This window comes from Hyphobacterium sp. (assembly GCF_043584775.1).
Classification (GTDB): Bacteria; Pseudomonadota; Alphaproteobacteria; order Caulobacterales; family Maricaulaceae; genus Hyphobacterium.
This window is the reverse complement of the sequence record NZ_CP121327.1, coordinates 2650278-2673249: the sequence shown is the minus strand read 5'-3', so window position 1 is coordinate 2673249 and position 22972 is coordinate 2650278. Positions and strand designations below refer to the sequence as shown.

The 22972-nt window shown below is 55.3% G+C and carries 18 protein-coding genes; 10 read left to right on the top strand and 8 right to left on the bottom strand.

What is annotated here, in order from left to right:
- Positions 1–153: 153 nt before the first annotated feature.
- The 4 genes from P0D52_RS13355 to P0D52_RS13340 all read right to left on the bottom strand — a co-directional run bounded on the left by P0D52_RS13355 (position 154) and on the right by P0D52_RS13340 (position 10828).
- The gene (locus tag P0D52_RS13355) at positions 154–5688 is read right to left on the bottom strand and encodes a DEAD/DEAH box helicase (RefSeq protein WP_394693141.1); all 5535 of its coding nucleotides are present in this window, start codon (positions 5686–5688) and stop codon (positions 154–156) included.
- Positions 5685–6773: a hypothetical protein gene (locus P0D52_RS13350; RefSeq protein WP_394693140.1), complete on the bottom strand. Its 1089-nt coding sequence runs from the start codon at positions 6771–6773 to the stop codon at positions 5685–5687. Before P0D52_RS13350 ends, P0D52_RS13355 begins: the two co-directional genes overlap by 4 nt.
- Entirely contained in the window at positions 6770–9541 is a 2772-nt protein-coding gene (locus P0D52_RS13345; protein ID WP_394693139.1) for a hypothetical protein, read from the bottom strand. Before P0D52_RS13345 ends, P0D52_RS13350 begins: the two co-directional genes overlap by 4 nt.
- A 69-nt stretch (positions 9542–9610) precedes the next feature.
- Complete coding sequence (locus P0D52_RS13340; protein ID WP_394693138.1) at positions 9611–10828, bottom strand: Druantia anti-phage system protein DruA; 1218 nt, start codon at positions 10826–10828, stop codon at positions 9611–9613.
- Positions 10829–11716: 888 nt separating this feature from the next.
- Between P0D52_RS13340 and P0D52_RS13335 the strand changes: the two genes are divergently transcribed.
- Positions 11717–12976, top strand: coding sequence for a hypothetical protein (locus P0D52_RS13335; protein WP_394693137.1), 1260 nt, complete (start codon positions 11717–11719; stop codon positions 12974–12976).
- Here the strand turns inward: P0D52_RS13335 and P0D52_RS13330 are convergent.
- The 4 genes from P0D52_RS13330 to P0D52_RS13315 all read right to left on the bottom strand — a co-directional run bounded on the left by P0D52_RS13330 (position 12942) and on the right by P0D52_RS13315 (position 16107).
- Positions 12942–13577: a hypothetical protein gene (locus P0D52_RS13330; RefSeq protein ID WP_394693136.1), complete on the bottom strand. Its 636-nt coding sequence runs from the start codon at positions 13575–13577 to the stop codon at positions 12942–12944. The genes P0D52_RS13335 and P0D52_RS13330 overlap by 35 nt on opposite strands.
- A gap of 60 nt (positions 13578–13637) precedes the next feature.
- Entirely contained in the window at positions 13638–14204 is a 567-nt protein-coding gene (locus tag P0D52_RS13325) for a recombinase family protein (RefSeq protein ID WP_394693135.1), read from the bottom strand.
- A gap of 535 nt (positions 14205–14739) precedes the next feature.
- Entirely contained in the window at positions 14740–15420 is a 681-nt protein-coding gene (locus P0D52_RS13320) for a hypothetical protein (RefSeq protein ID WP_394693134.1), read from the bottom strand.
- 165 nt (positions 15421–15585) lie between these two features.
- Complete coding sequence (locus P0D52_RS13315; protein ID WP_394693133.1) at positions 15586–16107, bottom strand: antirestriction protein ArdA; 522 nt, start codon at positions 16105–16107, stop codon at positions 15586–15588.
- Positions 16108–16339: 232 nt separating this feature from the next.
- On the opposite strand from P0D52_RS13315, the gene P0D52_RS13310 reads away from it, so the two are divergent.
- The 9 genes from P0D52_RS13310 (at position 16340) to P0D52_RS13270 (ending at position 22958) form a co-directional block, all read left to right on the top strand.
- A complete protein-coding gene (locus tag P0D52_RS13310) occupies positions 16340–17218 on the top strand; it encodes an RHS repeat-associated core domain-containing protein (protein WP_394693132.1) in 879 nt (292 codons plus the stop codon).
- A 364-nt stretch (positions 17219–17582) separates the two neighbouring features.
- Complete coding sequence (locus P0D52_RS13305; RefSeq protein ID WP_394693131.1) at positions 17583–18605, top strand: transglutaminase family protein; 1023 nt, start codon at positions 17583–17585, stop codon at positions 18603–18605.
- 18 nt (positions 18606–18623) lie between these two features.
- A complete protein-coding gene (locus P0D52_RS13300) occupies positions 18624–19694 on the top strand; it encodes a hypothetical protein (RefSeq protein WP_394693130.1) in 1071 nt (356 codons plus the stop codon).
- A gap of 10 nt (positions 19695–19704) precedes the next feature.
- Entirely contained in the window at positions 19705–20070 is a 366-nt protein-coding gene (locus tag P0D52_RS13295; RefSeq protein WP_394693129.1) for a hypothetical protein, read from the top strand.
- A 103-nt stretch (positions 20071–20173) separates the two neighbouring features.
- Entirely contained in the window at positions 20174–20461 is a 288-nt protein-coding gene (locus tag P0D52_RS13290) for a hypothetical protein (RefSeq protein WP_394693128.1), read from the top strand.
- A 27-nt stretch (positions 20462–20488) separates the two neighbouring features.
- On the top strand, positions 20489–20707 hold the full coding sequence (locus P0D52_RS13285; RefSeq protein WP_394693127.1) for a hypothetical protein: 219 nt from the start codon (positions 20489–20491) through the stop codon (positions 20705–20707).
- Positions 20708–20739: 32 nt separating this feature from the next.
- Complete coding sequence (locus P0D52_RS13280; protein WP_394693126.1) at positions 20740–20892, top strand: hypothetical protein; 153 nt, start codon at positions 20740–20742, stop codon at positions 20890–20892.
- An 81-nt stretch (positions 20893–20973) separates the two neighbouring features.
- Complete coding sequence (locus P0D52_RS13275; protein WP_394693125.1) at positions 20974–22599, top strand: type IV secretory system conjugative DNA transfer family protein; 1626 nt, start codon at positions 20974–20976, stop codon at positions 22597–22599.
- Positions 22596–22958 carry a hypothetical protein gene (locus P0D52_RS13270; protein WP_394693124.1) on the top strand — a complete coding sequence of 121 codons (363 nt, stop codon included), beginning with the start codon at positions 22596–22598 and terminating at the stop codon, positions 22956–22958. Before P0D52_RS13275 ends, P0D52_RS13270 begins: the two co-directional genes overlap by 4 nt.
- Positions 22959–22972 lie beyond the last annotated feature (14 nt).

The window sequence follows — 22972 nt, the reverse complement described above, 5'->3', positions numbered from 1 at the left end:
AAGCCAATAAACGGGGAAACTCGCGCAAGGAGGCTCCGAACGAGGGTCTGCGCCGCCGCACGCCAGTGGGGCGGTGTGGAGACGTTTGGATGCCTTGCGCGGACTGGGGCAGAGCCCCTCCTCTCAATCCACGCCACTCAGCCGAAGCTTAGATCAATGAAAAGCAGTTTGAAGCCGGAGACTAGCCTCCGGTAAGTGCCTCCGCACCACCAAGTCGTCAGCACAGTTTAGCTTTGATGCTCCCTGCGAGCTAAGCGACCTGAGTTCCAGATTAATAGGAACTGCTGGAGCAAGCGGAGAACTTAGTGCTATCCAGGTTTCGGCTCCTGTCGAATTGCGACGCGCGACGATCGGAATGGTAACTGGTCCCGAATTGGAGTCCGTCCGCTTTACGTTGCGCGTGAATGAGAAGTCAGATCCGAACTGGCGCTGAAGATCACTCATCAACAAGCCGAGAGATCGCTCTGCCCGCTCTTGGGGGTAGGCTGGATACCCGCCATACAGCACATGCTCAATGAACTGAATGCCAAGCTTCCGATCCAATAATGCGTGCTCCATCCGATTCCGGAAACTTTGGAGACAGCGATAGCAAGAGGCATCGCATTGTTCAGGGCAATTCGCGAGAATTGCGCGTGCACAATCAAACAATTCCGCCGCCCTTGAAACAAGTTCGGTTGAAAAACCCGCTCCGCCCGGGAGCGTGTCGTAGAGGAATATCTCCACTTCGCGCCCTGCCGCACCCTCCTCGGTAAGGGCAGGACGAAACTCAGCAAGCACCTCACCAGGCTCAATTTCAAGAGTCTGACACGCGGCCTTAGCGAGCGCCTCGCACGTGGTGCGCAGGGCAGATTCCGCCTCTATACTGCCCGGAATCAGACAGAATGGAGTTGTCAGCGGAAGAGAGAACAGGGCGATGTCGGTCTTGAAGTCTGTTCCAAGAACGATATGCCGCTTTGCAAAAGCCCCGCCAAGGCATGGCCCCTCCTCGTCGCTGCGGAAGGGACGTGCGTGGGGCAACCACAACGGTTCCTCCGGAGCAGTCGTGGACTCGATGCGACCGCATGCTGTGCAATAATCGTATCCTTCATTGTCGATGCCGGTATTCGATACGAGGAGAAATTCTCTAGCGGGAAAGGCACGTACGCGCTCGGACACTTGCACCCATCCCTTGTCGGGCTTGGGCGTTTGCATAACCAGCTTCGCGCGGGTTGCGCGCGCGGTTTCGTTAGGTGCATCGGGCTCGGTTTCGGGCGGAGTGTCGATCGGGTGCGCAAATCCAACTGGTCGGAACCACACGCGGGCGGGCCCGAACGAATTGGTCGCCTTGCACGCCGGGCAATCCTCTGTCGCGTTTTCGCGCGCCTTCACATAGTCCTCAGTCCTCGCGTGCTCGCAGACGCCACATTCGAAATAGAGCTTGCGCTTACCCCACGCTGTGCGTCGGTCTCCTGAGTATGGCGAGTAGATAGCCTTGGAGGTGTATTGCTTTCCGTTGATCCAGAGCTGCTTGTTGGGCGCATATTGTGAAAGCGCCATAGTGAGGCCCTGCGACGGCGCATAGTCGATGACCGCTCTAAACGGAGTGGACTGATCGCGGTTGAAAGCGTGAAACGCCACAACGTCAGTGGGGAACGCGTAGCGCGGTACGACACCGCGATAGAGCAACCGATCAAGAAGTTTATCGGTCGCCGGATCAACAACGCGCGCGCTGTCGTCCGCATCGGCATCGACTTCAGACGCTGGCGTGTCCCCGCCTTCAGCGTCGCCATTAGCTGACCCCTCCGGCCCGTCCTTGCCCTCCACGAAGTCGATAGCCTCATCGATTGTCATGGTGGCATCGGAGGCCATCTGGTCAATCAACGTTTTCCGGTCGCCCACGGATAACTCTGAGGGAAGCCAGCGATCCACCGCCGTGGCGAGTTCGTTTTTGTTGTCTTCCAGCCACTTCGCGAAATCGACCCGGTTGAGGATCGAGCCTTCGGTCTTGAAGTCTCCGACCTTGCCCAGCACGGAAAACAGATTTGGATCGGCCCCAGGCGATGGTCCAGGTATGCGGTCCTCATGATAGCGTTGCAGCAGATAGGCGCGAAGGTGACGACGCGCTATCTCCGGATTTTCGAGCGTGAGACGCGGATCGATCACAGCGCCACGGATCATTTCTGCTGGCTCGGTGAAGTAGTGATCGTCATGGCTGTCGGCACTGCCAAAGGCTACGACCGTCGCCACCGCGTTCGCGCGGCGGCCAGCACGACCCGCACGCTGTTGATAGTTCGCGCGTCCTGGCGGCATGTTGCGCAAAGCTACGCCCGACAACTCTCCGATATCGATGCCAACCTCCATCGTTGTCGTACTCGAAAGCACGTCGATGGCGGGCTCACCGGGCCGGTCGTTATCGCGCCACGCCACGTCGATGTCTTGAAAACGAATTTCATGACGCTCGGCATGTGAAAATGCTTCGTCCGGCTGCGCAGCGCCAAGCTGGGCGGTATGCTCTGCGGCGATGACCGTTGTGAGTTGCGGATCGTTTGATTGCAGGGCTGCAGCGATTGGATCACGGTAGAAGCCGCGCCGTGCGCTATAGACCTCATCGGTGTCTGGATCGAAATCACCGATGTCCGCGCTTTCGCAATCGATACAGGTGGCGAGCTTCCCTACTGGACGGTGGACAGACTTGCAGCTATGGCAGCGTCGCCATTGCCCACCAAGTTGAAGGGTGAGTTTTGTCGCGACGAGACGATTGACGCCGCCTGTCATCGGCTCGGTGAACATCCCCATGAGTGTCGGCAACCACTGTTTCTTGAACACCGACCGTGCCTGCGAGTCAACGAGGACGCGGTTCATCGCCGTGAACCCGCCTTTATGTGAGCCTACTTTAGTTTGCCACCAAGAATCCTTCATATCCGAGAACCAAATGCCTGGATCAAGCGTCCAGCATCGAAGCCACGCGCGGCACACAGCTAGCTTCGCCTCATCGCTTTCGGCGATGCCAGGAAGGTTCGGCAATTTAAGAATTTTCGCCGATTGCGCGGGTGATTCCGCAATCGTCGCGATGGCGAGCGCTTCGAGATCGAGTCCCATATTGGTGTGCTTGAGCGCGTCGAAGATCGCCTGCATCAACCGTTCGGGGCATCGCGAAAGAGAATTCTGGAGTTGAAATAGTTCTACTCCCGAAGGCGCGGGACCGGGACTTGGGCCTTCCACTTCCCCAAGCGCTTCCGCATCGCCGAGTTGCGGTCTGAGCCGCACGCCGAGTTTGTGGGCGGCCACCAGCACGGCGAGATAGGCGTGATTAAGAACAAGAGTCTTGGAAAAATCGACGTCTTGCCGAAGAATTTCATAGCCGAGAGGCAATAGCGCGCGGACCGCGTCTCGCAATGAATAGTTCTGTAATGTACCCGCAAGGCGCGCCGCGACCTGGCGTGAGTCTGAAAAGATGAGGACCTTGCGCCCCCGCAACGGTGCGAATGCGGTTTGCGCCTGCGGTCCTGGCGGTTGAATCCGGAGCTGCGATCCGAGCAAGGCCTGAAACGGCTGATCGCCTTTGGTCTGGTGATCCTGAACGCTGGACTGGCCGTAACCGGCCGTCTTGTCGCAGCACGCACAGGGCGCAAATTGTCCCGGCCGCGCGGCGCGAAACGAGCCTTGACCGGCCGCTGGCGGCGCTCGTGGGGGCGCGAGAAACACGGTGCGGTACTGCTCGCCAAGTTCGTCGGGATTAAGTTGGCCTGAGACAAGATCATAGTGCGCCGCACGTGCACGATCTTCCGACGACGGCTCTTCAAGCAATAGGTCCAGCGGGTGCAGCGCTTCGAGAGGACCGGAAGCAGTATCGATCCGTTCGCCCTCCTTCGCCCACAGATAACGCGGATGGGCGACATCATTCGTGTAGGCGCGCGCATACGACGTGCCGCAATGCCGACACGTGAAATACTCCAGTACCGGTGCATTGCAGCAGGTGCATCGCTCGTGGGGCTGTGAAAACAATCGTCCTGCAGGACTCGGGACCTCTGCCTTCTCATCCGAGCACTCGGCATTCATGCATATCCAGAGGCCCGGGAGCCCTCGAAAGAACGAGTGTATGCGGCAAGGTAGAAGGCTGGCTTCACCAGGCTTCTCGCGCGCGCGACTCCCCAGCGCGAGCAGAACACCGATCGCCTTCTCCGTCACATCCGCTGGAACAGCGCAATCGAAAACCACTTCCGGCAATTCGGACAACGAGACAGCAGCTAGCATCGTCTCGTTCACTAAGCGGTTGAACGGCGCGTACTCACGCAGCGCTTGATAAAGCTTGGCGTCTAAGTCTCCCGCAAAAGAAGATTTGCGAAAAGCGAGAAAGCTAGCGACTGCTGATGCCCGCTCGTCCGGATCGGCGGAATAAAACTGATCTAGATCGACGGCGGCAAGCGCAGTTGCATCGGCGTGTGTACCCCTCGCAGCAGGATCGCGGAACAAATACTCGCCTTTGATCGGCTTGAACGTATCTGACGGAACGCCGGAAAGCTGGGCCCCGAATCCGCCTGCGTTTTTCTTGCCCTCTTCGCTGAAGCTAGCTGTGGCGCAGATGACCTGAAACCGTTCGGAGGGAACACCGAGGCGCTCGCGCAATCGCCGGAGCAGAAGCCCAACCTCCGCACCTTGCGCGCCTCTGTAGAGGTGCGCCTCATCCAGAACGACAAGAAATTTCTCGTCGGGGCGTGCTTGCAACCACTTACGCGTCGCATCGAAAATGGGCCGTTCAATGGGCCGCATCATCATGTATTCGAGCATCGAATAGTTGGTAATGAGCAGGTCGGGTGGCGAGGTATGCACCTCGTGACGGGTGAGTAGTTCCGCATCGTGCGTGCGCCGGTTCGCGCGCTTCGCCCACGGCGTTGGGGGTTTGCCGAGCCAATCCGAGACGCTTTCTTTCGCGGGCCATTTGCCTCGCTTTTGCAGCGTCGCAAAGAGTTCTGCAGCACGCGCATCTTCCTCGTTGACTAAATCGGCTTCAAAGCGCCGCTTAGCATCTTCGATCTCCCCGAAAAACTCGCCGATAGATGCAAGACGGCTGCCGTCTCGACGTGCAGACCGTAACCCGGCATAGGGCGTACGACTCGTATATCGAGCAAACAGCGCCGGGCGCTTTGCCCAATTTTCGAACAAGGCAATCGTACGCGGATCGCCAAAAAGTGTGCGTAAACGGCCAAGCTGATCGTTGACGAGAGCGTTCATTGGATAGAGCACCAAAGCACGCACGGCGTGATGCTCGTGGAACGCTTGCGGATGCTCGCGTGCTTCAATCGCAAGCTTCCCAAGAATCGGCAACAGAAATGACTCGGTCTTACCTGAACCTGTGCCCGTCATAATCATCAAATTCCGCCCGTTGCTCAGCGTTTCTTGCAATGCCTCCAATTGATGTAGATATGGGCTTCCATAGATGACTGGCTTTCCTGCGCTCGGGTCTGACAGCGTTCGCAGGGCTTCCAGTGCTGCTTGAGGCAGGTCTTGAATTTCTTTGTATGATTTGGAACTTTTGTAGCGCGGTGTGGATTCCAGATACGGAGCTTGGAAAATGCCACCGATCTGGCTGAGCAACTCTCGTCGCTGCTGGACTATGGCGGGATGACTAATATGATACGTCGCTTCGATATATTGCGTCAGGGTCAGGCGCAGGTCGTCGATAGTCTGCTGAATTGTAGCCGTTGTCATGCGACTTCTCCTTCGTCGTTGCGCACAAGCCAGAGGCTTTCACCTAGCCACCGCAATTCGCTTTGAATGCTCTCAATCGGGATCTCGAAAGCGAGCAATGCACGCGGTAGCGTGACCTGCTCGCCGAGGAGGTTCAATCGTCTTGAAGCCCACGCCGGTAATGGTGCCGAAAACGAAAGAATAGCGGTGCGTTCGGTAGTGGAGACTCGAACCTGCTGGGGGTTGCCCGCGAGGGCATCAAGCGCAGCTTGCAAGCGCCATGCTTCGTCGCAGTCGCGCGTCCGCGAGTCCTTTGCTTGAATATCAATAAAGCGATTCACCGTCCCCCTTTTCACTTCAACTAGGCACCAAAGATTTGCACCAAAGCGCTGTGGCCTACGTGCGACAAAAATGCCGGTGTGCTTTGGACTCAAAAGAGACCAGCGCCCTTTGTAAAATGAGTTCGAAGACGCCGTGTCCAGGACTTCAATGTCATCGAACACTTCTGGGCTTGCCTCTGGCGGGAGTTGCGTTCTCCACAGTGCCGCAAAATCTGCTGCAGACATCGTGGCTGGTGCATTTAGCCACAGACGCTCTGGAATCTCGATCAGCCCAAGGTCGAGTAGTTCAGCGCGGCACCCCTGCGCATCATCGACGCGTACATCGCGCAATCCGCTTTCGTGATGCCTAACTGGAAGCTGGCAAATAGGCGTGATCTCGTCGCCCGAAATACCAATTATTATGAATGTGCCGTCGAGCCGCATCACGAATGCTGGAGGTGCGGGACGCAATACGATGCCGGTAAGTTCGTCGGAGTTCGCCCGCATTTCCAGAATATCACCGGCCGCTATTAGATCTTGGATTGCATCTTCTATTTGGGTCCTTAGTGTCTCTTCATCATCGGAAAGGGGGGCCAGGGCAGTAAGAACAAGCGAACACAGAGTGCGGCTGGCGCATGGGGCCGCGTTGAACACGGCTCTGCGAATGGATTGGGCGAGTAGCTTTCTGTTGAGCGCCGGTGCTTCACCGACCTCAAATGCAACGCCAAGCGACTGCGCAGTCTGCTCGATCGCACTTGTACGATCTATGATCGCCACTCCGTTCATGCGGCCTCCGAAGCGTGAATTTGCGCGCCCATTTTGGCCGCCAGACGCGCGAAATAAGCGCCCCTTATCAGCGCGGTATTTGTTTTTAGCGCGTCAAGCGAATCCACTGAATGCAGATCGGACTTAGTGATGGTCGATGGCGCGAAGGCTAGCTTAAGCGCGAGGCGACAAAGCGTTTCATCGGTACTGACTTTATACACTTGTATGGTCAGCCGGAGGAACTCTTTAATCGCGGCGGCTTCGTCGGCTTCGTAGCGCCAATTGTAGGCGCGCAGGCCAGCCCCGAAGCCCCGGGAATAGAATACACGGCCATAAAGCTCACCAAGCGTATCAGCCCTCACGGAGCCAACGGCCTCAATCCAGTCCTGTCCGCACAGCACAAGTTCAAGCCGCTGTTCCAGCGCGTGGATCGCGTTGCGTCGCGCCATGAAAGCCATTGGTCCCATAAGTCGGCGGGCGGCATGCCACCTCTTAAGTGCGTTGATGATGGCGGTCGGTTGCACGTGCGCCGTCGATAAAGTGGCGGAAATACCTAGCTCGCTGAAACTCGTGAGTTGTGATTGAACGGTAGTGGCAATCACCCCGTAGTGCCGACCGTTGTGCTTCGCCGTCAGTAATCCGCCTTTGCCGCGCAACTCGATTCCCTCCAGCGCCTTCCCATATCCCACCGGGCGAGCCCTATCGACGGCATTGAGATCGTAGCACTCGATTGTTGGTTGGGGGTCCCCTGCGCTGTCATCGGAGAGCCGAACAGTTGTTGCGTTCAGCCGCAGCCAACGCACGGGCTCTGCTTCCTTCTCGAACGTGACGCTTTCAGACCCATACTCATCTAGCAGTATGGTCAGTTCGATCCGGGCAGCGCGCTCCAAATGTTCGACATTCGAATCGGAAGTAAGCTTGTGAGAGACGAGTTCGCTGAGCTTTTGACGTGCGACCGGTGTGAGATAACGTCCAAGAGTTTCCTCGTGAAATCGCGTGCCATTTGCACCATAGAAGCGAGCATCGAGTTTCACGTTTCTTGCGGATGGCGCGCTGATGCGTATCTGAGCGTCGCCGTTCAAGAGTTGCTCAAGCGTAGCTTGACGTGGCTCAAGCGCGAGCGAGACGCCGGCCTTACCGGCAATGGCTTGCTGCCAAGGGATCGGAGGGCGTACTTCAAAGGCAATTTCCTCGGCTTCAATATCCGCGCCCGTGGCTGTGCCAAGCGCGGACGCAGTGATGCTGTGGAAACCTACGGCAAGTGTGCCGAGCGAAATATATGTTTTGCCATTTGCAGCGGGTTTGAAGCGCACGGGCGGATTATTATCAACCGCTATAGAAAATTCCTGCACGGCGATATCGGAACTCAAGCTGAATAAAGCGGCCTCGGTATCGAGGAATTCCATCGCCCCGGTTGCCGAATTCCATCGCGGACTCAAGCCCAGCGCCTCTATGCGCACACTCAGAACATAACCTAGACCCAATGACTTGAGGGCCGCGATCTGTGCACTGTCGAGGTTTTGGCTCACGTCCAGTTTCCAGAGATATGTTCCTACCATATTAGTTTGTAGAGGCGAAAGGGCGAGTGTTTGTACAATGCTGTCCGCAAAGGGATGAGCAGTAATTAGCAGGTACGATTGGTTCGCGCGGACATGGCAACCCGAAAGCTCAAATGCTGATCCGTCCGCACGAATTTTGAGTAGTCGCATGGGCAGCGCTGAAAGAGTTAGGCGCTGGCGCAATTTTACTTCGACCTCGGGCAATGCTCGTTCAAAATTGAAAATCAGCCGGTCTTCCGTCGGATACGCATCAAGCGGTTCCGTTGACTGTCCCGTGTATGAAAATAGCGCTCGTCCAGGAATCCACGTATTTGCTTCCCCGTGCAGACGAAATCGCATGCGGGCACGCTCAAGATCGTGGGGCGAGAGCCCCGCTTGCCGCAGTGGCGTTGCGAGATCAGGAATCGCGAGCCCTACATTCCATACTTGCTCTGCAACAGGGTGAGCCGATAGGCGAGGCTGTTCAGCGCGATCTGTTCGCGCAGCATCTGCGCCTCCTCGGGATGCAGCGCTAGGCACAAAGCCCTGCTTCGAAGAATTGACGAAACGGGCATCGCGCAGCACGCGGCGCGCTTCTCGCAAACGCGAGCCGGAAGAACCCAACTTATCAAAGTCGCGTGCGATCCGCTTGAGGGTTGCTGCTTCAATAGGTGGGACGGCATCCGCAACATCTTCGCGGCCAAGGGCCATTACAATGCGGGCCGTCAGCGCTTTTTGCTGAAGAAAGCCTTCGAAGCGCGATGAGCCGCCAAAATACCGCTCGCTCAGCATATCGCCGATTTCATCAAGCGTCAGTTCACCACTGCGTGCGAGCGCGTGCCGAAGCTGGTAAAGATGGTCCGCGAAATGGCGTTGTAGGTAGCGAGGGAGGATGGCCTGCGTGATTGGCCAGGCGATGATCGGAAATTGCCGCGCCCACCTTCCTGAAGGCGTTAGGCCTCGAAACTCCGAGGCGAACCGCATATACCAATCGCGCATCTGATTGCGTTCGCCGTACTGTGGCCAGCGTGGGAATGCTGCTGCGAAGGAGTCCCAGTATTCCGAGCCGTCATAGCGATAGCCAACTTCTGCTGCGGCCGCGATCCACACCAACCAGTATGCGCGATCAGCCTTCATCGATGATTCAAGTTGGGCATTCAGCAACGCACGAGCAGTGGCGCGCTCATCTGCTGATAGGCCGTGTTCAATTGCGTAAACAGAATAGTTTTCAGATGCTCGCAGGTCGCGCACCCGAGCGTACTGTTGAGAGAGTCGCTCCTGGAGTCCCGCTAGGCCCAATCTCGCCCCCAACCGTCCATACTACACCGCCTTGCGCTTTTCTGGGGCGAGAAGTTCCCCACGGATCAGGCGCGGAATATCGTCGCGATTCCACGCTTTGTATTCATCACGTCTGTTGGCACGCGGCTCCATCCAACGCGCGCGCGCTAGGTCAGAAATCTCCTCAACTGTTTTCAGTGTTGATAGATCAGGGTGGCCTTTGCCGGTCGCGAGGATACATTGCGCATTCTTGACCAGTGGACAGAAGAATACCTCGCGCTGAATGCCATGTTTGAGAACAGATTCATTGATTCCAAGCTGCCCAAGTGCGGCGCGAATTGTCCGCAACCGCCAATTTGGACCTTGCCCGTATTTATGGCGATCTGCGTAAGGGTGTTCCGATAGCCGGAGGAATTCGCGCATCTGGGCAAACAGGTCGTCCGTGATGTGGAAATGGCCCCAGCCCACCGTATATCCAATGGACTTGTAGTATTGCTCTCCGTCGAGTTTTAGGCGGTTGTAGAGAGATGATCGTCCCATTGAAGAACTGGTCGTAACTGCCAGGAGACGAGCTCGTTTCTCTTCGCCGGAAATGATCCCCGTTGTAGATCCATACGATAGGGCAAAGTCATCATAGACATCCCTCGAACGCACTAGGCAGGCAATCGCCTTGCCAGCGAGCAGCATGTTATATGGGGGAACAGCGCCAAGCACGTAGGCGTCCAAAATATTCACGAGCCGACTGGAACGGTCGCTGGCTTTCCACCCAATCAGGTTGTCCCGCACCGATAAATTGAAGACCGGGTCGCCCAGCGCGAAAATGCCTGCCAACCGATTGTGCGCTTCGTCCCAAACGAGGTAACGGAGTCGCCGTCCGTACCCGTTTGATACTGGAACCGACCACGTCAGCGAGGCCGTCCGGAAGAGGTTGGACTCAAAGGTGGAGGCTTCGACCCGAATGAGCGACAGCCGAATCTTCGATGCATCAATCTCGTTGCCATTCGCAAAGTGGGGCAGTGCTTCGGGAAGAAACTCCGATAGAAGCCGATCAGCGGATCGAACTCGTTCATCGCGTTGCATACGATGCAATTGACGAACAGATTCCTTACCGGCGTCGGGTCGCACCAGCGTCCCGTCAGGAGCTTTGGCAAAACCGAGGCGCGTGAAATGCAATCGTATCCTGCGCTTTAGCCTGGCCTCAGGCGTGAACACCCGAGCAACAGGTGCATCGGTCTTTTTCTTTTGTTTTCTTTGGCTCAAACTCTAAGCGCCCCCAACCCGCTTTCGATTCGTTATATTTAATTCATATTTTAGCACGCATGAGTTGAACGCTTAAGAAAAAGATGCAAATCCAGATGTTGAGCGTGGGCCTATTTGACTGAGAGGTCTACCTTCGGCGTCATGAAACGGCATGGGCATCGCGGTCTGAGGCAGGGCAGAGGGCCAACCTACGCATGGTCGGTGAGGTATCCTAAGAGCGCAGACAGCTCTTTGGTCGATGGGATGGCTCCAAGGAAGGGCAGCGCGACAGCTCCCTTCCTGGCCTCGATGGTATCGTCCCACTGACGGTATCCCGCTGACGGCGTCCACAGACAGTGTCTCCATGACATGGCCATGGGGGTATCGGGGGAGCTTGGAGGCTCTCCTGATCTGTGATCGAACGGCAGGCTGTTCGGACATGGGGAGGTGTCGGAGGGGAGAGGTCAATCTCCACCTCTGGCGAGTGATCAATCGGCGAAACGATTGCATGGCGTGAACGGGCTCGAAGCCTGGTCATGCCAAGGCCGGGGGTATCCAACAGGGGCGCGCAGCGGGCCCCTTTGGCAAGCGCGTTGTACTACAACGCACAGCTTGCACACCGCACTTCAGTGCACATCTCGCACACCGCACTTCAGTGCACATCTCGCACACCGCACTTCAGTGCACATCTCGCACACCGCGCTTCTTGCTGTGGCAATATCAATCTGAGGCGAGCTCACTCATGCGAGCCGAAGATGGTCCAGGATCACGAACGCCAAGCTCTCAACGTAACCGAGTTGAAGCTAATGCTGCGCCAACAATTTCAGCTTGATCATAACTAGCACTTCTTACCATAATTACGCGGATAAATTGTTTTCGGTATGAAACGAACAGGCTGGCGGGGTTATTATGCCAATATCAGAGCTCGACGTAAAAGCTACACTAATTAAGGAATTCAGCGATTTTCAAAAATTATATGAGTATGCATATGCTGATACGGTCGACCCAAAATCCGACTCTGTAATATATACTCACGATTTCGATCTGCTTTACCCATATATTTTCGGAATCGGAAAGGAATCAAAAGAGTTTGATATACTGGGTCAGAATATATTTACATTAGGTGATAATTATTTTTCGAATGCCGGTTATTCGACAGTATTCACCATACCAAGCTTATTGGAGCTTTTAGATGCATTGGATCATAGATACGAGCGAATGAACCGTCTCATTAACTCCCGTATTGAGGTGCAGAAACTAAAGCATTCGCTCTCTAATTTGAATACGATTCGAGGCGAGAACAACGCATCTGATTTCCGCGAAATACTGATTGCCTTGAAAGCGCTAAAGGCTTCCGATGCTTCACCGAATTTGATTAGATTGATTTCTATGTTTGAAAATCGGAAAGTTTCTCTATTGCACGATCATATCGATCCGTCTGGTCTGCATAACTCGGATTTTTACTCTGCAAGATTTGAAGCTATTTTCGAATCTATGTACGATGCGCGTTCTAAGAGAGACAATCGTGAGGAGATTGATAAACGATTTCACTACACTGTAGATAGTTGGAATATTGAATTATCTATTAGATCAACCCGAATGGACTCTGTCCAAATTGACCACGTTTGTCGGCCAGGAATCAGCCGTTTTTTCCCTGATGATTTCCGTGCTCAATGTTCACGGCACCCTTATGTGCCAATGATAAAGCTATACTCTTTGTACCGTGCTTCATCCGATGGTGACATTATTGCCGAATCAGCGTCGTTCATTCGGCATGGCATTAAGAGCTTACACAATAAACATCAGTTGTTGTCGGATCCATTACTTGACAATTTAAGCGCTTTGACTGAATATGAGAAAGATGATATTGATAGGGTATATAATGAATACATACGACCACTAAGAGGCAACTATGGACAATCGAAGCTCAACATTTCGGGCGATGATTTAGCAAGCATAATTGAAAAAGAATTGGCTAAATATGATTCTGTAACCACAGAAAAAGGATTAAGAGAAAGGTTTGAGTACAATGCTGTCGAAATCAAGCGTAGTGCTCACACATTCGTTGAGTCGCACCCGGAGCTGATTGATGAAAAAATACTTGGTCAATATAGCCTTGATGAATGTCCACGAGTTAACGAAATTCGGAAGAATCTTGGCCTTTCATAGCTCGAGATATGACTCTGTTGGCCTGCGTTGTAGGTGACGTGAGGAGCAAGAGTTCATATATTTGTTTGTTTAATACCAACCTTTCTATATGAGACATCAGATGCTCATATTTATCGAGAAAATTTTCGCACGCCGACAATACGGAAGGCGTTCGCTCCTGATTAATATTTATTTTTAGCCATTCACTGAACGGTTTACTGGCTGATATCAGCTGTAAATAGTGACCGCTTTGATCGGTCTCCATGGACTTTTCAGATTCGCTTGATTCAAACTTTTTATAAAGATAGCGCGCATCATGTTCGAGCGCGATAAGTGCGTGATCGTGGAGTCTCAAAAACGCATCAAGCTCTGTAGCCTGAGCGGTTTGCCTTAGTGCTTCTGCTTGTAAAGTAAGCTCTTTCTGTTGAATTTCTGTGCTTTCCTTCTGTGTAAAAGCATTAAATACGAGCCAGATAATCGCAATGCTTGTCGATATACCGCCAAGGTAAGTGCCGATACTAGCAAGTGATGCTGTATCAGATATATAGAAAAGCACGATGCTTGCAATAATAATCAAAATGGTTGTGGATAGAAGAATTCGAATTGGGTTCTCGTATGTCATGGTTGCGGCCACTCAGCTTGCTATCAGAAAATGTTGCCATGCTAGAACGGAAAATTCAATCTAGGCGCGTTTAGGATTCCGCCGCTTTAGGTGCCGGTAGAGCGTTGATCGCCCCACGCAAAGCTCCAGAGCGATATCGGGAACGGGCATTCCCTTGGATCTCAAGAAGAGCGCTTCTTTCAAGGTTTCACCATCGATAGCTGCCGGTCGGCCAAACTGCGAGCCGCGCTGACGGGCCGCTTCCAAGCCGGCGTTTGTGCGCTCGATGATGAGCCGCCGTTCGAACTGAACGATTGAACAAAGGACGTGGAGGATTAGCTCGCCAACCGCTGAGCCGGTGTCGATATATTCGCAGATCGAATGAAAGCTAATGTCCTTGGATTGGAGCCAATGCACCGTATCGGTGAGATCGAGCATGGATCGCGCCAGACGGTCGAGCCGCCAGACGATGAAGGTATCTCCCGGCGATAGTGCTTTGAGGGCGCGTTCCAGACCGGGCCGTTCATCGGCAACACCGCTTACGCCATGATCTTTGAATATCTTCTCGCATCCCGCGCCCTTGAGCGCGTCTATCTGGAGATCGAGAGATTGCTCATGGGTGGAGACACGCGCATAGCCGATCTGCATGGCCTCGCCTCGTCTCTTATACTTAGAAAACCTCACTGAGCGCTGCTTATAGAGTCTCGAAACCCTTCCCCTTCGGGATTCATGGGTTTCGGCGTCTTTGGCCTCTGCAAACCCGCAGAAACCGGACGCGCTCAATGGTGGATTCACCATAGCAGTACGAGTCTCTTTTCGGAAGGTTTTTGAGACACTTACATATCATCGTATGCGTTGCGACGAGCCTTATTCTGGCAGGCTTCCCGGCTTTCGCCGAAACCTACGAAGCGGCCCCGCAGGATGAGCTTACAAACCTTGATCTGATGGAAATGCCTGACCGTGAGCGCCGCCTATGGTTAAGCGGTTTTATGGTTGGTGCCTCGAACGTAGCAGCCTTGCATGATGTAGAGGCGGGGCGCTGTGTGGCACGATGGTTCTTTGAAAATGAAGCCCAATCCATGCGGGACATTGAAGCGAGTCTATCCGCTTATCCTAACAACTTTCCTGTCGAGGTCGTGCTTGCTTTAGCAAGGCGCGAATGCCCAAGCGTAATTCCTGCGCCTTAGCGAAGGGTCGGAAGGTCCAACGGCAAGCCGATAGTAGGTTCCGCACGTGACGAGGCATTTTCGTCGTTTAAGGCTTCAATTTTGAGGTCAGCCTCCTGTCTAGACACTGTGTGCGTGACAGCATCCAATCGGTCTGCAAGCGCTTCCAATTCGTCTAGGCTCAGTGGATTGTCTTCGTCGGCCAGCCGTTCTCGCGCCGGATCGATAACTTCGGTCTGAACGCGTGAGAGTTCCTGTCCGTGCGCTCGGGCGCTTGTCAGCGCGTCTCGCGATAGGGCGTAATCTTCGTATGAAGAGGCATCCAAGGGGATGATGAGCGACGCGGGAAGTGCGTCGCTTCGCAGGCGCTGGCCGTCTGCGGTTCGCATCGAGCCATCGGCGGCGCGGAATACGGCACGGCCATCCGGCAGGCGTGCGGCGCGGGCTTCCATCTCGTCGAGACGCTCGGCTAGGTCTTCGGTTGTCTGCGCATTCTCCAGGAGCGCCGTATCCAGCGCGGCTTGTGCCCGGTCGGTGGCATCATTGGCGGCTTGGTAAACCGCCGCATAGGACGGGTTCCGCAAGAGCTGCTGCAAGGCGGTTTCGCGGGCGTCTTTCTCGCGTTTTTTCTGTTCGATGGTGTCTGGGTCGCGGTCGGGCAGGAAACGGCGAATGCGGCCCACATCGCGGCCTGCCATTTCATTGTTCAGGTCGTCTATGTCTTGCCGTCTTTTCTGCTCACTCCACCGCTCATCCATCACCCCATGATTATAAGCGAAAAGGCATTAAGAATTGCTTAAGAAATGACGCATGCCATTGTATTTACGTATCGTTCCATTCTGGCAATCTGGTTCATCACCAGCCTAGAAGCTCGCAAAGATGTGCACTTCTTCAAAGCCGGTTTCGATCACGATCAAATCGCTGATCGCCCAATCCCGGCCCATCGCTTCATAGTCGATATAGGGCGCGAGTGCCTCGGGAATGTCGTGAGCGTTCTCGGTCGATTCCTGGGCAAAGTCGGCAATACTGGAATATTCCCCATAATAGCTATCTTCCATCGCCCGGCGGGCATCATTGAGATCGCCGCCGAAATATTCGACGAGCTTGCCCCCAAGCCTGCCATGCTCGGCGATAAAGGCCGCCAGTTCGGTGACGCGCTCGAAACCGTCATATTCGCTGAGGCGAACGCCTTCAAAGCCTTCATAATCATGGATCGCCCATTCTTCGGCTCCCGCGATGGGTGACGCGGCCAGCATGGCCCGAACCTCGCCTTGTATGTCCGCCACGTCCTGCGTGGCGTCTATCCAGCGGCCATGCAGGATGCCGCTATTGTAGGCGGCCAGACAGGCCACATAGATTCTGATCTCTCCTTTTTGCTCTCCCATTTTCAATTCTCCTTTGGTTAAGGGTTGCGCATGCAACCCCTGCCTTCCGGCGAGGATGGGTGTGCAAACGGAGACAAAAATCGACGGCGGGCGCAGTCACACCATAGCCACCGGCGAAGGCGGGCGAGCCTCGGGAGACCGTCTATTTTTGGTGAAGTGCGCTGAGGGCGAAGCCCTAAGCTCTTGCATCAGGGATCGTCACCCGAATGGGCCAAGACCCACGCGTCGGGGCATGGTGGCCAAAGGCCATAGAGCCCGCCCGGATGCCCAACTCATTCAAAGATCAAATTCGCCACGGAAAACGACGGCTGGCTTTGCGGAGGGTCACTTTTCCACATTCTATGCCACGGTCGCGCTAGCATTTATGGAAATGCGCGTTACAGTTGAAATCAACGGTCGAGGAGATTCCACTATGCGGGCTTTATGGGCGGCTTCGATTTCAACTCTGGCGATGAGTGTTTCGGCAGCGAACGCCGAATTTCTTCAGCCTGATCCTGTTCTCTATGCAGATCAGATGAACCTCTATGCCTATGTGCACAATGATCCGCTGAATCGGTATGATCCTTACGGAGAGGATTCTTGGCTGGTGAGCAGACCCGTCGCCGGTGGAGCCCGCCATATGTTCGTGATTACGAACGCTGATCGGTTGGGCGATCCGAATGCAACGCGATTTTCCGGAGGCCCAGAACCAGGTGTCCGAGATGCCGCATTGGTTCCATTAGCAGGGGTGCCGTCAGGAACAGATCGAGATGATGGCAGGACCTGGGCCAACATCAATGACGAAAACTCAAATGCGACATTCACCCATATACCTGATGATGTAGTGCCCGATGCCGTGATGGAAGCCGTGGGCGAAGCCGCAATTGGGCATCCTGATTATGATCTTGGTGTTGTACCGGGCGGCAACGACGGCGCGAATAGCAATTCATACGCGCGTGCTATTGTTAATCAGGCTGCTGAAATTTCCGGCGTCGATCCCACAACCATTCCTGATCCCGCAGGATGGCACCCTAATGTTGATCAGGCGGACGCCGTTCTATTTGATCAAGGGGGCTTAGATGCAGCACGGGAAACTATGGCTACTCAATGTGACCAAGTGGGGCGCTGTTGATAGTTATGAAGGCGTATCAATTGTCGCGAATAGGATTAGTCGGAATAATTGCGATGCTGGGGGCTTCGGCTTGTTCAACGGACTACAGCCCTAGCGTAGCCACATGCAGGTCAATTGTTGAGAACGCGCTGGGCGAGGAGTCCAGTTTAAGGTTAAGTCGAAGTCGAATTCTCGAATCCCACGATATCGAGTTGGTGGCGCATTACTGCAGCTCATATCATCCGAATTGTGCAGCGGCCGATTCGCAGATTCTTGCACTGCGGTCTCAGGATTGGACTATCTACCTGTTTTACGGCGAATCCGCCGCTTCCCCGCCAGTGCACGCGACCTGCTTTAGAGACCGGTTGGACCCTTAGCGATGTGCATGGGTTTAGGCTTTGCCTTTACTCCTGAGCGGATGCATTTCGTCAAAATTTCCGTTCTCTACTTAGCTATCTGTGTTCAGGTTCCTTTTTGCTCAGACGCTATCGCTCAACAGCCCTGGCTTCCCTCCGAAACCGCCGCTGAAATCCGAGAAATCATCGCTTCGGTTGATGACGAAACCGACCTCACTGCGATCAAGCTCCGTCTGGACCAGATAGTCGATCCGGCGATCAACGTCGAGGCCGGTATCGCGACCATTGAGAGAATGGCGTCTGAAGTTCGCGCTATGGCCGGTCCGAACCCGTCGAACGTCCATCTGCTCGTAACGCTGCGCCAGTATCTTTACGATGAAGGCGCTTGGAATGGCTTCCAGCCCTTTGCTTACGATCATAACGACCCGCTGGGTGAACATTTACCTAATAAGCTCTTGCCCAACTATCTCGAAACTCGGGAGGGCAATTGCGTCACCATGCCCTTCTTGATGATCCTGATTGCCGATCGGTTGGGGCTGGATGTGACGGCGTCTACAGCGCCTGTTCACGTCTTTATACGCTACACTGATGACCAAAGCGGGCGCACGATCAATATCGAGGCGACTAGCGGCGGGCATCCGGCGCGTGATGAGTGGTATCGCGAAAATATGCCGATCACCGATCTCGCAGTGGAGAACGGCGTCTATCTGGCCACGCTTTCCCGGCAAGAAACTGTGGCGGTCATGGCTACGGTAGTCATGGAGCATTTCATCGAGGAAGGCCGGTATGAGGAAGCCATCGCTGTCGGTGATGTGATCCTGCAATTTTATCCGAACTACGCCTATGTGCTCGCAAAGATCGGGACGGCTTTCTACTATCTCCTGGAGCGAGAGTTTCACAGCCAATACCCAACGCCGGCTGAAATCCCTGTCGAGCGGCGCGACTATTATATGTTCCTCGCTTCGAACAACCACCGGGCATTCGAAACCGCTTACGCGCTCGGCTGGCAGCCTGAAGGCGGGCTGTCGGGTGAGGAGAGCCCGCCGGAGTAGGTTTGGTGAGATATTCGGGTGGCTGAACTTCAAGCGATTGCGCCAAAGCTGACCTTACGTCGGCACTATACGCGGCGATTGGTGTGCAATCTCTGGCGGGCCATGCGGGTTGAACGGCTCAACTTCATCCAGGGCCGCATCCCATTTGAGAGCTTTGTCTATGATGAGGTTCTGGATGGAGCAGCTTCTGGGCGGCTCTTACTACCGGATGGCTCGGCATACGACGCACCAGATGAACCCATTGACGGCAAGACACTGGAAAACTTCATCAAGAAGAGTTCGTCCATCTTCGATATCGACCGCACCTCGGGCTATCAGAACATCAAAACGGCCAACAAGACGCTGCAATATATGCACGCCTTTCTGGCGTGGCGGCATCCCGACCGCGTGGCCCGCTGGAAGGGTCGGCCCACAAAGTTGTTTGACGATCTGATCGTGGAAAATCTGGACGATAGTTTTCGCGTGTTTGAAACGCGAAAAACCTTCCCGCACGGCATCAAAATCCTTGATACCAGCAAGGCAGAGCCAAGCGTATTAAGCCTCACCGTGGCCGATATTTTTGCCAACCGGGACGAGAAGGCTTTTATGGGTGAGGCCTACACGTCCTGCAAGGCTCCTTTATTGGCTGTGGCCGCATTTGCGCCGGTTGAAAGCGATGTGCTCAACCGCACAATCGTGCTGACACCAGAACAATGGGCCATTGTCTGCGAATTTCATCTGGAGGGGCCGGACATCGATAAGGCCCGGCACGATCTCTTTGACGATCACATGATGGTGGCGCGCGGCGTGTCGATTTCGTTTCAATCACGCGATTATGGCATGGAGACCATCCCGGCCATTCCCGAACACCAATCGGTCTGCGTGTTTCGCTTCAAGCAGAAGTACAAAAGACGGATCGAATATGCCGACATCCGGATAAAGGAATTGGAGCCGCTAGAGCCGTTCAATAATTCTGATGGCGGCGAGATCATGATGGCAGCGGCTCAAACCGAGTTCCACATGATCGGCGAAAAACACATCTGCCTGCCTGTTCATCTATCCACAGAAGAAGAACGGCATTTAGCGGAACTTTTTGAGTTTTTGGCGTGAGGTTGATCCAATGGCTTTAATGCCGAAACCCGATGATGCGACATCACGATCTCACGACATTATCCATTACATTCTCAACTCGAATGAAATGGGCGTCCGGCGCGCGCTCGCCGATGATCCTAACTGCGTCAATGCCAAACATGCCCAGAGCGGAATGAATGCCGCCATGCTGTGCGTGGCGGGCCGCATGCCGAACTTCTTCGACCTGTTGATGGAATATGGTGGCAGCTACCTCGACTTCTCTCATACCGATGAGGAAGGTGAAGACCTTCAGGAAATCGCGCTGGGTACGCTCCATCGCGGCTTGATGGATGCGGTCGAGGCTGCTTATGAAGCCCACGCTCCGCACGTCATCAATAACTGGCCCGAGCCCTGATTTTCCCGGATTTCCAGATTCGTACCTGACCGGTCCCGGCCCGGTTTTCTAAACGTGCCTTCATCGCTGCCATTTCCGGCAGCAATCCGATGGAGGTGCGATCATGCACAAGCAATCTACACACGGGGCAAAGACCCCCTTCTTTGAGCGGTTCCAGAACTGGGCCGCGATGATCGGGGCGGTGCTCGCCACCTTCTTCCTTCACCCGTTCGCGTTTGACTCCTCACAGGGCTTTGTCACAGCGTTCGGCGAGGAACATTACGGCATTGGCTGGGCGATACCCGGCATGTGGTGGCTTTTGACCTTCGGCGGTCTGGTGGCGGGCTTCTCGCTGATCATTCGCGTCATCGCCACGGGCGGCATCGTCTCGCTGATGCGCCGCTTCTTCTGATCCCGATAGCTGAAAAGGAAGACCGCCATGACGACCGTCTTTCATCCTGATCAGGTTTGGCCAGCCCCTCTGCCAGATATCTGGAGGGCGCTTGGCTGGCTCCTCATCCTGATCGGCGTGATCGTTTTGATCACACTGCCGGGAGCCGGACTCCTGGTCGTTCTCGTCGGCGTGATCGTCATTCGTCACGCCCGCAAACCCCGCCGCTTCGGAGGCACGATCTGGACCTTCCGAGCAATCCACTAACCCCCAGACAATTAGAAAGGAGGTGAGTTTTCATGTCGTTTTTTACAAAACGCGTCCGTGTTGGAACGGTCGGCGCTGCTGCCGCAAAGCCGGTCTTCAAGGAGGTCGTTGATTGGGGTGCCATCGCCGGCACTGCGGTCGTCGTCTTCATTGTCCTGGCCGTGATCGGCAACGTCGCCGGTTAGGTCGCTCATCCACTCCAACCCCTCCTGTCCGGAAGTTAAAGCGTCCCCCGCGCTGACCGGGCAGGAGGATGGAGATCAATCATGTCTTTTGAACAGAACGAGCATTTCAGGCACGGGAGCGCCCGCCCGTCGACGGCCGACGATGTCGAGCAGGCCGGGTATTTCAAAGGCTCCATGAACGCCTTCCTTGTCGGCCATCTAAATGGCCGTGCCGTGAAATTTTCGGGACAAGGTTCGGGGCTAGTAATTGCAGGCGCCCGTGGAGGTAAAGGCTCGCTATTGGGGTTCAGCCTTGCCGATGGCGCATTTGGCAATCACCTTGTCTCGCTCGATCCAAAGGCGGAAGGGGCGTATTGTTTTCAAAACCAAGCCGCATCCGGCAAATACAATATCTCATGGAATCCTGCAGGCCTGTTGGGCCTGCCCCAGCACCGCATCAACCCGGTTGATTATATCCGCGCTGATAGTCCGTCCGTGGTCGCTGATGCTGCGGTCTGGGCAGAAAACTGGATGCCGCCAACGGGCGCATCCAATGCCGTCTACTTTGAATCCCGAGGCCGCGAGAAGCTGACCGCCTTTGCGCTGACGCTGGCCGAACTCGATGGCGCGCTTACACTGCCGCGCCTCTATGAAGTCGTGAACGCATTCGTCGCCGGTGAATCGGCTTGGCTCGATTTTGCCTTCGAGATGAGCGAATCCCGTTTTCCGCTCTGCCGCCGTGTGGAAGCAGAAATCGCTACCGCGCGTGAAAACCCGTCCGGGGGCTTTCATGGCATTGTCGGGGAGCTTCTAAGAAGTTTCTCCTGCCTTGCCGATCCGATGCTGATGGCCTCGGTCTCACCGCCCTATGATTTTTCTTTCGCGGATCTGTGCTTTTCGGCTGGCTCAGGAAAGCCGGTCTACAAGGTCGATCTCTGCCCGCCTGCGGAATACCTCTCGACCTGGGCACCGGTCATCCGCTCGATGTTTACCGCCGGGATGATCTACAAGGCGCGTTCGCCGGTTGCGCGGCCCCAGACATGGGTACTTGATGAGTGCGCCCAGCTGGGCTCATTCCCGCTGGTGCCCAAGCTCTTCGTCTATGGGGCCGGGATCGGTATTCGCCCCTGGGCGATCTACCAGACCACCCAGCAGATGGCGCTCACAGGTTCCAATGTTGAGGCGATCATCACCTCGTCTGCGGCAGTCAGAAGCTATTTCGCGGTGCGTGATCTGTCCTCGGCCCAGACAGTTTCCCGCATGCTTGGTGCCCAGACGCTCGAATATAATGACGATGTTGCACATCAGCAGGCCAGACGCGGTCAACAAGAAGCCCTGAGCGCGCTCTTAAGCGGCGGTGATCCGCTCGATGCGGCGCTGCGTTTTGATCACTTTACCAAGGCCGAAGCGCACCGGTCCAAGCAACAGCGCTGGCTGAGAACGCCAGATGAAATCCTGAACACGCCGCCGGGCTATCAATATCTCTTCATGGATGGGCTGCCGGGCGGGCTCTATGCGGAGCGCCGCAACTACTACGAGGCGCGCGAATGTGCCGGGCGCTTTCATCCCAATCCTTACCAACAATCCGACCTCTCCCGCGTGAAGGTCAAAACCCGTTTTGGATGGGAATGGCGGCGCGTGATCCGAGAAAAGGTGCCGCCGCGCTTTGCCCATCTTCCGCAATATGCAGGCGGTGAGTGGTCCTATGTGGAGGGTTTCAAGCCATGACCAAGCACACATCTTTTGCTGCCGGACGCGGTGACCTTCCCGGCGGCAGTTTCACGCCCCCGCGCGCGCCGGTGCTCGGCGCAAGTTTTGAAACCAGCCGCGATCCAATGATCGCAGCCCAGCACGCCGATCTTCAAAAGAGTGAAGCCGAGCGCCGCGCTTCACAGATGGTCGCTAATGACCGTCCAAAGCCCGTCCAGCGGCCAAGCCCTGCCTTGGCGCATACGCCCGATGGTGAAGCCTTCAATGCGCGCTGGCGCGCTGAACAGGACGCCGCCAGCCGCGATGCCCGCAAAGCCGAGTTCAAGGCTAGGCGCCAAACCTTATCCCCCAAGCGCGACTTTAGCCGGTCCCGCTAACCTCAAACCTCAGG

Excerpts from the sequence above, each read along its gene's own strand:
- P0D52_RS13290 (WP_394693128.1), top strand. The coding sequence starts at position 20,174 with ATGCACAAGCAATCTACACACGGGGCAAAGACCCCCTTCTTTGAGCGG.
- P0D52_RS13315 (WP_394693133.1), bottom strand. The coding sequence starts at position 16,107 with ATGGGAGAGCAAAAAGGAGAGATCAGAATCTATGTGGCCTGTCTGGCC.
- P0D52_RS13270 (WP_394693124.1), top strand. The coding sequence starts at position 22,596 with ATGACCAAGCACACATCTTTTGCTGCCGGACGCGGTGACCTTCCCGGC.
- P0D52_RS13280 (WP_394693126.1), top strand. The coding sequence starts at position 20,740 with ATGTCGTTTTTTACAAAACGCGTCCGTGTTGGAACGGTCGGCGCTGCT.
- P0D52_RS13305 (WP_394693131.1), top strand. The coding sequence starts at position 17,583 with ATGGGTTTAGGCTTTGCCTTTACTCCTGAGCGGATGCATTTCGTCAAA.
- P0D52_RS13285 (WP_394693127.1), top strand. The coding sequence starts at position 20,489 with ATGACGACCGTCTTTCATCCTGATCAGGTTTGGCCAGCCCCTCTGCCA.
- P0D52_RS13335 (WP_394693137.1), top strand. The coding sequence starts at position 11,717 with ATGCCAATATCAGAGCTCGACGTAAAAGCTACACTAATTAAGGAATTC.
- P0D52_RS13295 (WP_394693129.1), top strand. The coding sequence starts at position 19,705 with ATGGCTTTAATGCCGAAACCCGATGATGCGACATCACGATCTCACGAC.
- P0D52_RS13355 (WP_394693141.1), bottom strand. The coding sequence starts at position 5,688 with ATGACAACGGCTACAATTCAGCAGACTATCGACGACCTGCGCCTGACC.
- P0D52_RS13330 (WP_394693136.1), bottom strand. The coding sequence starts at position 13,577 with ATGACATACGAGAACCCAATTCGAATTCTTCTATCCACAACCATTTTG.
- P0D52_RS13275 (WP_394693125.1), top strand. The coding sequence starts at position 20,974 with ATGTCTTTTGAACAGAACGAGCATTTCAGGCACGGGAGCGCCCGCCCG.
- P0D52_RS13320 (WP_394693134.1), bottom strand. The coding sequence starts at position 15,420 with ATGGCAGGCCGCGATGTGGGCCGCATTCGCCGTTTCCTGCCCGACCGC.
- P0D52_RS13350 (WP_394693140.1), bottom strand. The coding sequence starts at position 6,773 with ATGAACGGAGTGGCGATCATAGATCGTACAAGTGCGATCGAGCAGACT.
- P0D52_RS13325 (WP_394693135.1), bottom strand. The coding sequence starts at position 14,204 with ATGCAGATCGGCTATGCGCGTGTCTCCACCCATGAGCAATCTCTCGAT.
- P0D52_RS13310 (WP_394693132.1), top strand. The coding sequence starts at position 16,340 with ATGGTGGCCAAAGGCCATAGAGCCCGCCCGGATGCCCAACTCATTCAA.